This is a genomic window from Streptomyces sp. NPDC001493, assembly GCF_053597235.1.
Window position 1 is genome coordinate 1 of sequence record NZ_JBSFHV010000039.1, and the last position, 14313, is coordinate 14313.

General features: G+C 70.9%; 12 protein-coding genes. 10 read left to right on the top strand and 2 right to left on the bottom strand.

The window, feature by feature from the left end:
• The first annotated feature begins 179 nt into the window (after positions 1-179).
• Positions 180-1007: a S1 family peptidase gene (locus ACWCWD_RS34415; protein WP_450779144.1), complete on the top strand. Its 828-nt coding sequence runs from the start codon at positions 180-182 to the stop codon at positions 1005-1007.
• A gap of 112 nt (positions 1008-1119) precedes the next feature.
• Here ACWCWD_RS34415 and ACWCWD_RS34420 read toward each other — a convergent pair whose 3' ends face one another.
• Positions 1120-1353, bottom strand: coding sequence for a DUF7455 domain-containing protein (locus ACWCWD_RS34420; RefSeq protein ID WP_327178373.1), 234 nt, complete (start codon positions 1351-1353; stop codon positions 1120-1122).
• Between the two features lie 443 nt (positions 1354-1796).
• Here ACWCWD_RS34420 and ACWCWD_RS34425 point away from each other — a divergent pair, with 443 nt between their 5' ends.
• The 7 genes from ACWCWD_RS34425 to ACWCWD_RS34455 all read left to right on the top strand — a co-directional run bounded on the left by ACWCWD_RS34425 (position 1797) and on the right by ACWCWD_RS34455 (position 10084).
• Positions 1797-3929: a DNA gyrase/topoisomerase IV subunit B gene (locus tag ACWCWD_RS34425; protein ID WP_390958193.1), complete on the top strand. Its 2133-nt coding sequence runs from the start codon at positions 1797-1799 to the stop codon at positions 3927-3929.
• Positions 3930-4206: 277 nt separating this feature from the next.
• Positions 4207-4767 (top strand): DUF1453 domain-containing protein, encoded by a 561-nt coding sequence (locus ACWCWD_RS34430; protein WP_450779146.1) that lies wholly within the window; start codon positions 4207-4209, stop codon positions 4765-4767.
• Complete coding sequence (locus ACWCWD_RS34435) at positions 4764-5927, top strand: sensor histidine kinase (RefSeq protein WP_450779148.1); 1164 nt, start codon at positions 4764-4766, stop codon at positions 5925-5927. Before ACWCWD_RS34430 ends, ACWCWD_RS34435 begins: the two co-directional genes overlap by 4 nt.
• Entirely contained in the window at positions 5924-6688 is a 765-nt protein-coding gene (locus ACWCWD_RS34440) for a response regulator (RefSeq protein WP_450779150.1), read from the top strand. Before ACWCWD_RS34435 ends, ACWCWD_RS34440 begins: the two co-directional genes overlap by 4 nt.
• 96 nt (positions 6689-6784) lie before the next feature.
• The gene (locus tag ACWCWD_RS34445) at positions 6785-7261 is read left to right on the top strand and encodes a DUF485 domain-containing protein (protein ID WP_450779152.1); all 477 of its coding nucleotides are present in this window, start codon (positions 6785-6787) and stop codon (positions 7259-7261) included.
• On the top strand, positions 7258-8850 hold the full coding sequence (locus tag ACWCWD_RS34450) for a solute symporter family protein (RefSeq protein ID WP_450779154.1): 1593 nt from the start codon (positions 7258-7260) through the stop codon (positions 8848-8850). The genes ACWCWD_RS34445 and ACWCWD_RS34450 overlap by 4 nt, the downstream gene beginning before the upstream one ends.
• A gap of 214 nt (positions 8851-9064) precedes the next feature.
• Positions 9065-10084: a LacI family DNA-binding transcriptional regulator gene (locus tag ACWCWD_RS34455; protein WP_450779156.1), complete on the top strand. Its 1020-nt coding sequence runs from the start codon at positions 9065-9067 to the stop codon at positions 10082-10084.
• A 7-nt stretch (positions 10085-10091) separates the two neighbouring features.
• Here ACWCWD_RS34455 and ACWCWD_RS34460 read toward each other — a convergent pair whose 3' ends face one another.
• Positions 10092-11579, bottom strand: a complete 1488-nt coding sequence (locus ACWCWD_RS34460) for a citrate/2-methylcitrate synthase (protein ID WP_450779158.1) — start codon at positions 11577-11579, stop codon at positions 10092-10094.
• A gap of 125 nt (positions 11580-11704) precedes the next feature.
• Here ACWCWD_RS34460 and ACWCWD_RS34465 point away from each other — a divergent pair, with 125 nt between their 5' ends.
• Complete coding sequence (locus ACWCWD_RS34465) at positions 11705-12964, top strand: citrate/2-methylcitrate synthase (protein ID WP_450779160.1); 1260 nt, start codon at positions 11705-11707, stop codon at positions 12962-12964.
• Positions 12965-13002: 38 nt separating this feature from the next.
• Positions 13003-14220 (top strand): CobW family GTP-binding protein, encoded by a 1218-nt coding sequence (locus ACWCWD_RS34470; protein ID WP_450779162.1) that lies wholly within the window; start codon positions 13003-13005, stop codon positions 14218-14220.
• Positions 14221-14313 lie beyond the last annotated feature (93 nt).

Sequence of the window (14313 nt, forward strand, 5' to 3'; positions counted from 1 at the left end):
CTCCGGGCGTACGGCCGCCGCGGCCAACTCGGCGACGCACAGGGCACAGAACCCGGCGATCAGCCCGCTGAGGGCGGCCAGTACGGCGGGGCCCCCGGCCCATTCGGTTTGAGGGTGCGGGCCGCTTCGGGCTGGATGACTCTGAGTAGGTGATATCCACCTCGGAGTCAGGAGTGTCCATGTCCCACAGGTTTGCCCGTGCCCTGACCGGAGCGGTCGCGCTGGCATCCGCCGCCGCTCTGGCGGCGGGGTCCCAGGCGTCGGCCGCGACCGGCAGCATCATCATCGGAGGAGAGCCCGTCAGTGTGGCGGACAGCCCGTGGGTGGTGGCTCTGTCCAGCCGCGCCCTGTTCGGGGAGTCGCGCGGCGGGCAGTTCTGCGGGGCGGTGGTGGTCGCTCCCACCAAGGTGCTGACGGCGGCCCACTGCCTCGGCTCCGATGTGCTCGGGGGCGAGGTCGCCGATGTGCCGGACCTGCGGATCATCGCGGACCGGGACGATCTGCGCGGCACCGGAGGGCAGGAGATCCCGGTGAAGGACGCGTGGATCAACCCCGCGTACGACCCCGCCACGAACGTGGGCGACGCCGCTGTCCTGACGCTGGCGGAAGCGCTGCCGGAAAATAGTTCGATCCCGGTCGCCCGGGACGGTGACGCCGCCTACTCGGCGGGCGAGCAGGCGCTCGTCTACGGCTGGGGGGACACGACCGGGTACGGCACGTACGCGTCGACGCTGAGGGCGGCCTCGGTACAGGTCATGTCGGACGAGGCGTGCGCCGTCTCCTACCCCGGCGGCTCACGCGGGACGTACGACGCCTCCTCGATGGTCTGCGCCGGCGAGCCGGAGGGTGGCTACGACGCGTGCCAGGGGGACAGCGGAGGGCCGCTGGTGGTCGACGGGCGCCTCATCGGGCTGGTCTCCTGGGGCAACGGCTGTGCGCGCGCCGACAGCCCAGGGGTCTACACGAGGGTCTCCGCCGCGGTCACCTGGGCGGAAGGCGAAATCTGAGCCTCCCGCCGCAGGCGGAGCGAACATGAGAACGGGCGGCCTCCCCCACACCGGGGAAGCCGCCCGTCGGACGGTCAGGGACCGGCCCATGGCTCGTCGTGGATGCGAGGTGTCAGTGTTGTGCCTCGTCGGCGGCACCGGCCTGTACGGCGGTGAGCCGATCCGTCTCATCCTGTATTTCCGCGGCGATCTTCTTGAGTTCCGGCTCGAACTTGCGCCCGTGGTGGGCACAGAAGAGCAGTTCACCACCGCTGGTGAGGACGACGCGCAGATAGGCCTGGGCGCCGCAACGGTCACAGCGGTCTGCTGCGGTCAGCGGGCTCGCGGGGGTCAGAACAGTAGTCACGTCGCCTCTTCTCTAGCTCGACGAGCTGTCGTACCAGGGTCAACATCCAACCAGGCCGAAAACGTTCCCGCTCGTGGCATTTCTTCGAAAACTTCTTTTCAGGTGGCTGGCTGCCGACGGTTGGCGGCGAATGTGCCGTAATGCGGAGCGCTACGGTTTCGCGTTGCTGGTGTCGGGTCGGTCCTCCGGCTGGCTTGCCGGTTGTTCATGAGGACGTGCCCGGAGCCTAAATGGTTCATGCCTCAAATGGAACGTGATGTGCACGTCACTCCGAGGAATGATCGAACACCCATGCGATCCGCTGGGGGCTCGACTAGCATGATGATTCCCCGAGGGTGGCGTGACAACCGCTCTACCAGGCCTCGGTAGGCTTTCAGCGGCCACCACGGCCGCGCCCGATACCCAAACGGGCCCCCATTGAAATTCAGCGAGGAGCGAACCGCGTGACCGCCGATACGTCCGTGCCGTCCACTGCGCTGCTGACCGGAGCCGGCGGCGTCGTCGACAGGGACAGCTCCAACTACACCGCGCGGCACCTTCTCGTCCTCGAAGGGCTGGAGGCCGTCCGTAAGCGTCCCGGCATGTACATCGGGTCGACGGACAGCCGCGGCCTCATGCACTGCCTCTGGGAGATCATCGACAACTCGGTCGACGAAGCCCTCGGGGGGTACTGCGATCACATCGAGGTGATCCTCCACGACGACTCCTCGGTCGAGGTCCGTGACAACGGCCGCGGCATTCCCGTCGACGTCGAACCCAAGACGGGCCTCTCCGGTGTGGAGGTCGTCATGACCAAGCTCCACGCGGGCGGCAAGTTCGGCGGTGGGTCCTACGCGGCCTCCGGCGGCCTCCACGGCGTCGGCGCCTCGGTCGTCAACGCACTCTCCGCGCGGCTCGACGTGGAGGTCGACCGGAACAGTTCCACGCACTCCATCAGCTTCCGGCGCGGAGTGCCGGGCATCTTCGTCGAGCAGGGGCCGGACAGCCCCTTCGACCCCGCCAACGGGCTCCGCCGGACCAAGCGGGTACCCAAGGCGCGCACCGGCACCAGGGTGCGGTACTGGGCGGACCGGCAGATCTTCCTCAAGGACGCCAAGCTCAACCTGGAGACGCTGTACCAGCGCGCCCGCCAGACCGCCTTCCTCGTGCCCGGCCTCACCATCGTCGTGCGCGACGAGCGGGGCCTGGACGGCGAGGGCAAGACCGAGGAGACGTTCCGCTTCGACGGCGGCATCAGCGAGTTCTGCGAGTACCTCGCCCAGGACAAGGCGGTCTGCGACGTGCAGCGGCTGACCGGGCAGGGCACCTTCAAGGAGACCGTCCCGGTCCTGGACGAGCGCGGGCACATGACCCCGACGGAGGTCACCCGCGAGCTGGGCGTCGACATCGCGCTGCGCTGGGGCACGGGGTACGACACCGTGGTCAAGTCCTTCGTGAACATCATCGCCACCCCCAAGGGAGGCACTCACGTGGCCGGATTCGAGCGCTCGCTGACCCGTACGGTCAACGAGGCGCTGCGGTCGGCCAAGCTGCTCAGGGTCGCTGAGGACGACGTCGTCAAGGACGACGCCCTGGAGGGCCTCACGGCGGTCGTCACGGTCCGGCTCGCCGAGCCGCAGTTCGAGGGGCAGACCAAGGAGGTGCTCGGCACCTCGGCCGCCAACCGGATCGTCGCCAATGTGGTGGCCAAGGAACTCAAGGCATTCCTGACGTCGACCAAGCGCGACGCCAAGGCGCAGGCCAGGGCCGTGCTCGACAAGGCAGTGGCTGCCGCCCGCACGCGCATCGCCGCGCGGCAGCACAAGGACGCCCAGCGTCGCAAGACGGCTCTGGAGTCCTCGTCCCTCCCCGCGAAGCTGGCCGACTGCCGCAGCGACGACGTGGAGCGCAGCGAGCTCTTCATCGTCGAGGGGGACTCCGCCCTCGGAACGGCCAAGCTCGCGCGCAACAGCGAGTTCCAGGCCCTGCTGCCCATCCGGGGCAAGATCCTCAACGTGCAGAAGGCGTCCGTCTCGGACATGCTGAAGAACGCCGAATGCGGGGCGATCATCCAGGTCATAGGAGCCGGGTCCGGGCGGACCTTCGACATCGACGCCGCCCGCTACGGCAAGATCGTCCTGCTGGTCGACGCCGATGTCGACGGCGCGCACATCCGCATCCTGCTGCTCACGCTCTTCCAGCGGTACATGCGGCCGATGGTGGAAGCGGGCCGGGTCTTCGCGGCCGTGCCCCCGCTGCACCGCATCGAGCTGGTCCAGCCGAAGAAGGGCCAGGACAAGTACATCTACACGTACTCGGACGGCGAACTGCGCCAGACGCTGGTGGACCTGCGGCGGAAGAACATCCGCTTCAAGGACTCCATCCAGCGGTACAAGGGCCTGGGCGAGATGGACGCCGACCAGCTGGCCGAGACCACGATGGACCCCCGGTTCCGGACCCTGCGGCGGATCAACATCGGCGACCTGGAGTCGGCGGAGAAGGTGTTCGACCTGCTGATGGGGAACGAGGTCGCGCCCCGCAAGGAGTTCATCACGAGCTCGGCGGCCACGCTGGACCGCTCGCGCATCGACGCCTGAGCCGTCCGGACCGCTCAGCGCCTCTCCGGGGGCACGGCCCTCCGCGGTCAGTGTTTCTGCGGGGGCAGCGCTTCTCCGGGGTCAGTGTTTCTGCGGTCCCAGCGCCTCTTCGCATCGAGCGCTTCTCCGGGCTCAGCGCCGCTTCGCGCGAGAGCGTCTCTCCACCTACGGGTGGAGAGACGCTCTCCACCCGTGTTCCACCCGGGGGCCGATCCGTCGGCCGTCCTCGGTCCGTAGCGTCGAAGGCGTCCGATCTCCCCGTTCTGCGGAGGGCGCCATGTCCGGCGTTGTCAGTGTTCTCGTGGTTCCCGTGATCGTCGCCGTTGCCGGCTGGACGCTGGTGCGCCAGTTCTCCGCGCGTCCGCTGCCGGCTCGGTGGTGGCTCCTTCCCGCGATTCTGGCGGTGTTGGCGCTGCGCGGCGGGGCGTTGCTCGACGCGCGCCACGAGGCCCTTTCAGCAGAGGTGCTGGCGGCAGAGCTTGCCCTCGGACTCGTCCTCGGCGTCGGCTGGGGATGGGCGACCCGGGTCTGGCGGGAGCCGGACGGCACTGCGTGGGCCAGGGGCACTCGTGCCGCAGCCTTCGTCTGGGCGGGTGGCCTGGCGCTCCGTGCCGCACTCTGGGCCGCTGGGGCGGCCGCAGGGGTGGAACAGGGCAGTGACGGTCTCCTGCTCGCCCTGGCCGTAACCCTGCTGGCGCGAGGCGGGGCCCTGGCCTGGCGCCTCGCGAGACTCTCACCCGATGCGGGACCTGCCGGGGGCCCCGGGGGCAGATCACCCGCCGTGATCCGTCCCGTCGACGGCATACGGACGCCGGCGGCGGCAAAGGACCTTCCGTGACTGGGGTGAGCTGGACCTCCTGGCCCTCCCGCGAGGCGCTCATGCGCAAGCCGAGGTTGCCTGCCCGGACCGTTCTGTCCCTTCTCATCTGGGCCCTGGCGGCCTCAGGACTGCTGTGGGCGACGCTGAGCGACAGCCGGTCCGGTCCTGCCACACTCCCCGTCGCGCTCGTGGTGATGGCCTGCTGCGTCCGGGTGGCGCGGAGGTACCACCGGTTCACCCGGGAGCACTGGCTGTGGCCGTCACTGGCCCTGCTTCTTCTTCTGGCGGGACTGGCGCTGATCGCGTACGGGGCCGGCACGACGGCGCTCGCGACCGCTCTGTGGTGCGGCGGTACCGTCCTCGCCATGGCGAGGCTCCCGCTCCGGGCGGCGGTGCCGGCGGCGGCCCTCCCCCTGGCGTGCTTCGCGGTCCTGGCCAGTGGCGGGTGGATGACCACGCTGCTCACGGGTGCAGGTCTCTGCCTGGGCGGCTACGTGGTCCGGCTGGACGCGGAGGCGAGCGGAAGCGCTCAGCGGCTGCTCGCCCAGGAGCGTGACGCCCGGGCGGCGGAGGCGGAGAGGGCGGCACTGGACGAACGTTCCCGGATCGCCCGGGAGATCCACGACGTGCTCGCGCACAGTCTGTCGGCCCAGATGGTGCATCTGGAGGCGGCCAGGCTACTGATCGAGCGTGAGCCTCCCGGAGCGTTCCGTGACCAGGTTCTGGAAAGGGTCGTCTCAGCCCGTTCGATGGCCCGGGAAGGGCTGACCGAGACCCGGCAAGCACTCTCCGCGCTCCGGGGCGAGATGACACCCGTCGAGGAGTTCCTGCGGAACCTGGTCTCCACCAGCCCGGTCGAGCTGAGCATCGAGGGGCCTCGGCGGCCTCTGCCGGCCGGTGCCTCGCTGGCGGTGCGGCGGGTCGCGCAGGAGGCCGTCACCAATGTGCGCAAGCACGCCCCTGGGGCGCATGTTCGGATACGACTGGAATATCTGCCGGACACGGTGACCTTGGAGGTGCGGGACTCCGGGGGAGGGGCAGCGGACGAGGAGCTGACGAGCGGTGGGCCAGGCTACGGTCTGACCGGAATGCGGGAGCGCGCCGAGGTCCTCGGCGGGACCTTGGTGGCAGGGCCGGGTGAGGAGGGATTCGTGGTGAATCTGCGGGTGCCCACGTGAGCGCGCGGGTGGTGGTCGCCGACGATCAGTCGGCGGTCCGTGAAGGCATCGTGATGCTGCTCGGGCTGCTGGGCGTCGATGTGGTCGGGGCTGCCAGGGACGGCGAGGAGGCGGTGGCGCTCGTCGCGGAGCATGCGCCTGACGTGGTCCTGATGGACCTGCGGATGCCGCGCTGCGACGGTGTCGAGGCGACCAGGCGGGTTCGCACGGAATACCCCGGTACCCAGGTCGTGGTGCTCACCACCTTCGACGACGACGAATCGCTCTTCGCGGCGCTGCGGGCGGGTGCGCGCGGCTTCCTCACCAAGGACGCGGGCGGCGAGGAGATCGTGCAGGCCATCGCCGCCGTGCTGTCCGGTGAAGCGGGTCTCTCGCCCGCCGTGCAGCGGCGTCTGCTGGAGCGCGTGGCCGGTGAGCCCGCCGTGCTCCGGCCGGCGTCCTCCCGAAGCCAGGGCCAGAGCTCGGAGCAGGACCAGGGTCCCGGGCAACGTCAGGGCCAGGGTCCCGGGCAACGTCAGGGCCAGGGCCAGGGTCGGGAGCTCCCTGACGGGCTGACGCTCCGTGAGGCGGAGGTGCTGGTGCTCATCGCCGAAGGGCTTTCCAACGCAGAGATCTCACGTCGGCTGCACGTCTCGCAGGCCACGGTGAAAACACACATCAACAACCTGTTCGCCAAAACAGGGGTGCGGGACCGGGCGCAGGCGGTGCGTTATGCATATGTCCAGGGGCTCGTACGGGCACCTGGTACGAATGTCACCTGAACAGGTGAAAGCGGTGCATGCCGCAACCTCGATCCACCCTGTCCGGACACTCTTGACCGAGCGGCCGAAAAGGTTCGCGGACAAGGGAGTTGTTCGGTGGAGAAGGAAGCAGGGCGGGAGGCCGCGGCGACGCGGCTCGACGACCCGTGGTATGACGCGCTGACCCCCGGATGGGGTGAGCAGGACGGTACGGGGACCGCGATGAGCGACGCGCCGCCCGTACCGGAGGCTCCGCAGAGCGGCCACAGCGCTGCCGACATCTACCGAGAGGTCCAGCAGAGCGAGGCTTTCCGCGAAGTGCGCCGCAGGTACCGGAGGTTCGTCGCTCCGGCGACCTGCGCGTTCCTCCTCTGGTATCTCGCCTACGTGGTCGCGGCCACCGGGGCGCCCGGGCTGATGGCCCGTCCGGTGGTGGGTGCGGTGAATGTCGCCATGGTCGTCGGGCTCGGCCAGTTCCTCACCACTTTCCTGCTGGCCTGGGCGTACGCGCGGCACGCGCGGCTCCGCCGGGACCGGGCGGCGCTCGAACTGCGCTGGGAGACACAGGAACTGACGAGAGGTGCCGAGCGGTGAGCGGGGGCCACCAGACACTCGCGCTGGTGCTGTTCAGCGCGTTCATCGCCATCACCCTCGGCATCACCACCTGGGTCGGTCGCACCCGCAAAGGGTCCGCCGAGGAGTTCTACACCGGGGGGCGGCTGTTCTCTCCCATGGAGAACGGGTTCGCCATCGCCGGCGACTACATGTCGGCCGCCTCGTTCCTCGGGATCTCCGGGCTGATCGCGCTCTTCGGCTACGACGGGATGCTGTACTCGGTCGGCTTCCTCGTGGCCTGGCTGGTCGTTCTGTTCCTGGTGGCTGAACTCGTTCGCAACTGCGGTCGGTTCACCCTCGCCGACGTGGTTGCCGCGCGCATGGCGGAGCGCCCCGTACGCACGGCGGTCGGCGCGTCTTCGGTGACCGTCTCCGTGTTGTACCTGGTCGCCCAGATGGTCGGCTCCGGCAGCCTGGTCGCCCTGCTTCTCGGTGGAACCAGCGGCGCCACCCGCTCCTGGACCGTGGTCGGGGTCGGTGCCCTCATGGTCGTCTACGTCTCCCTCGGTGGCATGCGGGCGACCACCTGGATCCAGATCGTCAAGGCGGTCCTCCTCATGGCGGGCACGATCGCTCTCACCGTGGCCGTGCTGGTCCGATTCCACGGCGATGTCAACGCACTGCTCAACTCCGCGGCCGAACACAGCGGACACGGGAAGGAGTTCCTGGCGCCCGGCCTCAAGTACGGCGGAAGCTGGACGGCGCGCTTCGACTTCATCAGCCTCGGGGTGGCGCTGGTGCTCGGTACGGCCGGCCTGCCGCACATCCTGTCGCGCTTCTACACCGTGCCGACCGCTCGCGCGGCCCGCCGGTCCGTCGTCTGGTCGATCGGTCTGATCGGCAGCTTCTACCTGATGACCATCGTGCTCGGCTTCGGTGCTGCCGCGCTCGTCGGGTCGGCGGCGGTCCGGTCCTCCAGCGAGGCCGGGAACACCGCGGTTCCTCTCCTCGCGCTGGCGCTGGGCGGCGGTGAGGGCTCCGCCGGCGGGACGATTCTCTTCGCTGTGGTCGCGGCCATCGCCTTCGCCACGATCCTGGCCGTGGTCGCGGGGATCACCCTCGCCTCCTCGGCCTCCGTCGCCCACGACCTCTACGCCTCGCTCCGCCGCCCGGGGGGCAAACCGTTCGGCGAGGTCGCGGTGGCCCGGGTGTCCGCCGTGGGGATCGGGGTGGTCGCCATCGGGTTGGGCCTGCTCGCCCAGGACCTCAACGTGGCCTTCCTCGTCGGGCTGGCCTTCGCGGTGGCCGCCTCGGCCAACCTTCCGGCACTGCTCTACTCGCTCTTCTGGAAGAACTTCACCACTCGCGGTGCCGTCTGGGCCGTGTACGGCGGGCTGGTTCCGGCGCTGGTTCTCGTACTGCTCTCGCCGGTCGTCTCCGGTGGGCCCGACTCACTCTTCCCCGGGCTCGACTTCCAGCTCTTCCCGCTGGAGAATCCGGGTCTCGTCTCCATTCCGCTGGGCTTCCTCGCGGGGTGGATCGGCACGGTGACCTCCGCCGAGTCGCCCGACCAGGACAAGTACGCCGAGACCGAGGTCAGGTCGCTGACCGGAGCCGGGGCCGTGTGACCAGGATCGGCGTGCTGTGACCTGATCCGGGGCGGTGTGGTCCGAGCCGAGCGGTGGTGGCGCCCGAGCCGGGCGGGCGAGGTGACCGGAGCTGGTAGGCGCGAGTGGGGCCGACCGGTCCGAGCGGAGCAGGGCAGGGTAAGCCGAGCCGAGGGCGAGTGAGGATTCCGCAGGCACGCAATCGGTTTGCGTTCCTTGCGCTAATCTTGCGCTCATGACGCGACGACTTGCTCAGGTGGCACAGAAGGTTGGGGTCAGCGAGGCCACGGTCAGCCGGGTCCTGAACGGTAAGCCAGGCGTCTCGGACGCCACCCGGCAGGCGGTGCTGTCCGCTCTGGACGTGCTCGGGTACGAGCGCCCGACCCAGCTGCGGGGCGAGCGGGCCAGGCTGGTCGGGCTCGTCCTTCCCGAGCTCCAGAACCCCATCTTCCCGGCCTTCGCCGAAGTGGTCGGCGGTGCCCTCGCCCAGCAGGGACTCACGCCCGTGCTCTGTACGCAGACCAAGGGCGGGGTCTCCGAGGCGGACTACGTGGACCTGCTGCTCCAGCAGCAGGTGTCGGGGGTGGTGTTCGCCGGCGGCCTCTACCACCAGGCCGACGCCGCCCATGACCACTACAAGGTGCTCGCCGACCGGCGGATCCCCGTCGTCCTGATCAACGCGGCCATCGCCGAGCTCGGCTTCCCCGGTGTCTCCTGCGACGACTCCGTCGCGGTCGAGCAGGCGTGGCGGCACCTCGCCTCGCTCGGGCACGAGCGGATCGGCCTGGTGCTCGGCCCCAGCGACCACGTCCCCTCCCAGCGCAAGCTCGACGCCGCACGGCAGCTGGCCCGTGAGTACGGGGCGACGATCCCGGACGAACATGTCGCGCGGGCCATGTTCTCCCTGGAGGGCGGTCAGGCGGCGGCCTCCAGGCTGCTCGACCGCGAGGTCACCGGCATCATCTGCGGCAGCGACCCGCTCGCGCTCGGCGCGGTGCGCGCGGTCCGCCGCCGTGGGCTCTCGGTGCCGCACGACGTCTCGGTGGTCGGCTACGACGACTCCGCCTTCATGAACTGCACCGAACCGCCCCTGACGACGGTCCGCCAGCCCATCGAGGCCATGGGCCGGGCGGCCGTCGAGCTGCTGTCCGTGCAGATCGGGGGCAAAGCGGTGCCCTCGGACGAGCTGCTCTTCGAGCCGGAACTGGTGGTGCGCGGCTCGACCGCCCCGCCGCCGCGCGAAAATTCGCGTTGAGTTGTCGCTATTTTGCGTTCCCCGAGCCGTCCGTTCGGGATGAGGGGGCGGGCGAGTACGGGGCCGGGGCGGGCAGCGGCTGCGGTGGGGGCGGTCCGGTGTACTGGCCGCGGGGCCGCAGGCGCAGCGGCCGCTCCGCGTACTCCTCCAGGGCGTGCGCGATCCAGCCTGCCGTTCGGGCCACCGCGAAAACGGTCTCGCCCGCCTCCGCGGACATGCCCGTGGAGACCGAGAGCACGGCCAGCGCGAGATCGATGTTGGCGTGCAGGGGTACGTGCCGTGCGGCGGTGGACACCACGTCGCGAGCGGCTGCGAGCGCCGGTGCGGCCCCGGGCATGTCCTCCAGGAGGGTGAACAGGACCCGCGCCCGAGGGTCCTCGCCGCTGTAGAGACGGTGGCCGAGGCCGGGGACGCGCCTCCCGGCCCGCAGGTGTTCGGCGACGACCGGTGCGGCGCCGCCCCGCTCCACGACCTCGCGGAGCATCCGGTGGGCGAGCCCGCTGGCCGCGCCGTGCAGCGGTCCCTCCAGCACCCCGAGCCCCGCCGAGACAACGGCGTAGGGATGCGCGTGTGCGGAGGCCGCCACCCGGACGGCGAGGGTGGACGCGGCGAGGTCGTGGTCGATCAGCAGCGCGAGCGCGGTGTCCAGAACGGCGAGCGACGCGGCGTCGGCAGGACGCGCGGTGAGAGCGGGCCACAGCCGGGCCGCGATGCCGGGGCCGTCGTCACCGGCGGCGTCCGCGGCAGCGAGTTCCGCGCCGCCGATCTCGGCGGCGTCGGGTCCCGTGCCGTCGGATCCCATGCCGCCGGGGCCCGTGACACCCGGCCCCGCGGCGGCCGGGCGCAGCGCCTCCACCAGTGTCGGGATCAGGCCACGGGCAGCGCCCAGGACCGAGGCGGGGGACAGGTCGAACCGCAGCGGGTCGGCCGCCGACGCCGCGACGACGGCGACCCGCAGCCTGTCCGTCGTCCCGCTGTGCGCGGGGAGGGCGGCGACGGCCTGTCGCGCCGCCGGCAGGGCCTGCGCCGGAGCGGAGAAGTGGACCCCCGGCCTCAGCTCGCCCGTCCACAGCCATTCGGCGACTTCCTCGTAGCCGTGGTTCAGGGCGAGTTCGCCGGCGTCGACGCCCCGGTAGTAGTACCGGTCCTGGTCGATGAGGGTGATGCCGGTGCGGAACACCAGGTCGGCGCCGCCCGCCGGGACGGGTTCGCGTCGGCCCGTACGCCGGGCCAGGGCCCGGACCTCGTCGGCGTCGAAGGTGCTGCCCCGTCCGCCGGGTGCGCGCACGCTGCTGAGCTGGCCGCGGCTGACATAGGCGTACACCGTCTCCGGCTTCACGCCGAGCAGAGCGGCCGTCTCGCGTGTGCTGAGCCGTTCCGTGCCGGGCCGTTCCGCGTCGGGCCGTTCCGCGCCGGGCTGTTCCCTGCCGGGCCGTTCCGCGTCGGGCCGTTCCGTACCCGCCGGGTCGAAGCCGCGCGCTCCTTGATCCGTCATGCACTCACCGTATCCACTCGTCTTGTATTGATTCAATCAATATTGACGCTTGTTGAGTCAAGCATGGATAGTCGAATCAATAGTGAGGCAGATCCGAACAGGGACATCCGAAGAGGAGGCCGGCGATGCCGACCGAAACGACCCGCAGCCCCGAGACCTACAGCCCCGAGACACACAGCCCCGAGACCCACAGCCCGACCGGGACCCGCAGTCCCGCCGAGCCCCACACCTCCGTCCCGTCCCCCGTCCCGTCCGGTGTCCCGCGCGGTCTCGCGGGGGTCGTCGTCACCGACACGGCCCTGGGCGACGTCCGGGGGACCGAGGGGTTCTACCACTACCGCCAGTACTCGGCGATCGAGCTGGCGGAGACCCGGAGCTTCGAGGACGTCTGGTACCTGATGTTCCACGGCGAGCTGCCCGATGCCCCGGCCCGCGCCGCGTTCGCCGCGCGCCTCGCCGAACTGCGCCACCTCCCGGACGAGGTCCGTACGGCGCTGCCCGCCATCGCCCGCGCCGGAGCGGTGTCGGGTCCGCTGGCCGGGCTGCGGACCGCGCTCTCGCTGCTCGGTGCCTCCTCCGGATACCGCCCGCTGTACGACATCGAGCCCGGCCGCCGCCGTGAGGACGCGCTCGCCGTCTGCGCTGCGGTGCCCACCCTGCTGACCGCGCTGCACCGGCTCGGCGAGGGGCTCGACCCCGTCGAACCGCGCGACGACCTGCCGCACGCGGCCAACTACCTCTACATGCTCACCGGCGAGGTACCCGACCCCGTCCGCGCACGGGCCGTCGAGCGCTACCTCATCTCCACCGTCGACCACGGGTTCAACGCGTCGACCTTCACCGCCAGGGTCGTCGCCTCCACCGGGGCCGACATGGCCGCTTGCCTGGTCGCGGCGGTCGGCGCGCTCTCCGGGCCGCTGCACGGCGGCGCGCCCAGCCGTGCCCTGGACACCCTGGACGCGATCGGCACCCCGGACCGCATCGACGGCTGGATCCGCGAACAGGTCCTTTCCGGCGGGCGGATCATGGGCTTCGGCCACCCCGTCTACCGCACCGAGGATCCGCGTTCGCGCATGCTGCGGGGGATCGCCCAGGACTTCGGCGGCCCGCTCGTCGACTTCGCCGTCGAGGTGGAGCACCAGGTGGAGGCCATCCTCGCCGAGCTCAAGCCGGGCCGTGAGCTGCACACCAACGTGGAGTTCTACGCCGGGGTCGTGATGGAGCTCTGCGGGCTGCCGCGGACGATGTTCACGCCCACCTTCTGTGCGGCGCGGGTGGTCGGCTGGAGTGCCAATATCCTGGAGCAGGCGGCGGACTCGAAGATCATCCGCCCGGCGGCCCGCTATGTCGGGACGCCTCCGCCGCAGCCGGTCCCGGCACCCTGACCGACGGCTGCTCCACCGCTCCGTGAGGATGGTCCGTCTTGCCCGCTCCGGCCACGCCTGGGGATGCCCGCGTCCCGCAGATCCCGGTCATCGTGCTCGCGGGCTTCCTCGGCTCGGGCAAGACCACGCTGCTCAACCACCTGCTCCACCACCGCGCCGGCAACCGGATCGGCGTGATCGTGAACGACTTCGGGGCCATCGAGATCGATGCCATGACGGTCGCCGGGCAGGTCGGCTCGACGGTCTCGCTCGGCAACGGCTGCCTGTGCTGCGCGGTGGACGCGAGCGAACTGGACTCCTATCTGGAGACCCTGACCCGGCCCGCCGTCCGCCTCGATCTGATCGTGATCGAGGCCAGCGGTCTCGCCGAGCCGCAGGAACTCGTACGGATGCTGCTGGCGAGCGAGAACCCCCGGATCGTCTACGGCGGGCTGGTGGAGGTCGTCGACGCGGCCGAGTTCGACCGTACCCGGGAGCGGCACCCGGAGACCGACCGGCACCTCGCCGTCGCCGATCTGGTCGTGCTCAACAAGACCGACCGGATCGACGGAGCCGAACACGACCGGCTGCGCGCCTCGGTCGCCGCGCTGACCGACCGCGCCGCCGTCGTCTCCACCGAGCACGGACGGATCGATCCGGCACTTCTCTTCGACCCCGCGCTCCGCCCGGACACGGAACGGGTGTCCCGCCAGCTCACCTTCGAGGACCTGCTGGCGGAGGACCGGCCGACGGAGGACCTGCTCGCAGAGGACCGGCCGGCCGGGGAGGCGGCCCCCGGCGAAGCGGGGAGCCGTGGCGGGGCGCATCCCCACGCCGCGTACCAGAGCGTCGAACTCTCCACCGGAACGCCCCTGGACCCCCGTCGCCTCATGCGGTTCCTCGACTCGCGGCCGGAGGGGCTGTACCGGATCAAGGGCTTCGTGGACTTCGGCGCGGCCGATCCCCGCAACACCTACCTGCTGCACGCGGTGGGCCGGTTCCTCCGGTTCGTACCGCGTCCGTGGGGCCGCGGCGAACCGCGGCTCACCCAGCTCGTACTGATCGGTTCGGGGTTCGACGCGGAGGCACTCCTGCGGGAACTGGAGGAGTGCCGGGTGCCGTCGCCGGACGACCCCGGCCCTCTCGACGGCGGACCCGGGGCCGAGCCCCGTGACGCGGACGAACTGGAACGCGCCATGTGGGGCGTGCTGCGTTACGTGGCCGACGACCGGCCCGCCGAAGGGCGCGGGACGGACGTCGAGCCGGATCCGGCGTAGCGACACGCGACGGGCCGGGCACACCGGCCCGGCCCACGTACGGCCGGAGGACGGGGGCAGGGGCCCGCCCCGCCGCACCCGTCCTCCGTACGA

Bases quoted from the DNA above. Each gene is read 5' to 3' on its own strand.
- ACWCWD_RS34415 (WP_450779144.1), top strand. From the start codon at position 180: ATGTCCCACAGGTTTGCCCGTGCCCTGACCGGAGCGGTCGCGCTGGCA.
- ACWCWD_RS34430 (WP_450779146.1), top strand. From the start codon at position 4,207: ATGTCCGGCGTTGTCAGTGTTCTCGTGGTTCCCGTGATCGTCGCCGTT.
- ACWCWD_RS34455 (WP_450779156.1), top strand. From the start codon at position 9,065: ATGACGCGACGACTTGCTCAGGTGGCACAGAAGGTTGGGGTCAGCGAG.
- ACWCWD_RS34460 (WP_450779158.1), bottom strand. From the start codon at position 11,579: ATGACGGATCAAGGAGCGCGCGGCTTCGACCCGGCGGGTACGGAACGG.
- ACWCWD_RS34465 (WP_450779160.1), top strand. From the start codon at position 11,705: ATGCCGACCGAAACGACCCGCAGCCCCGAGACCTACAGCCCCGAGACA.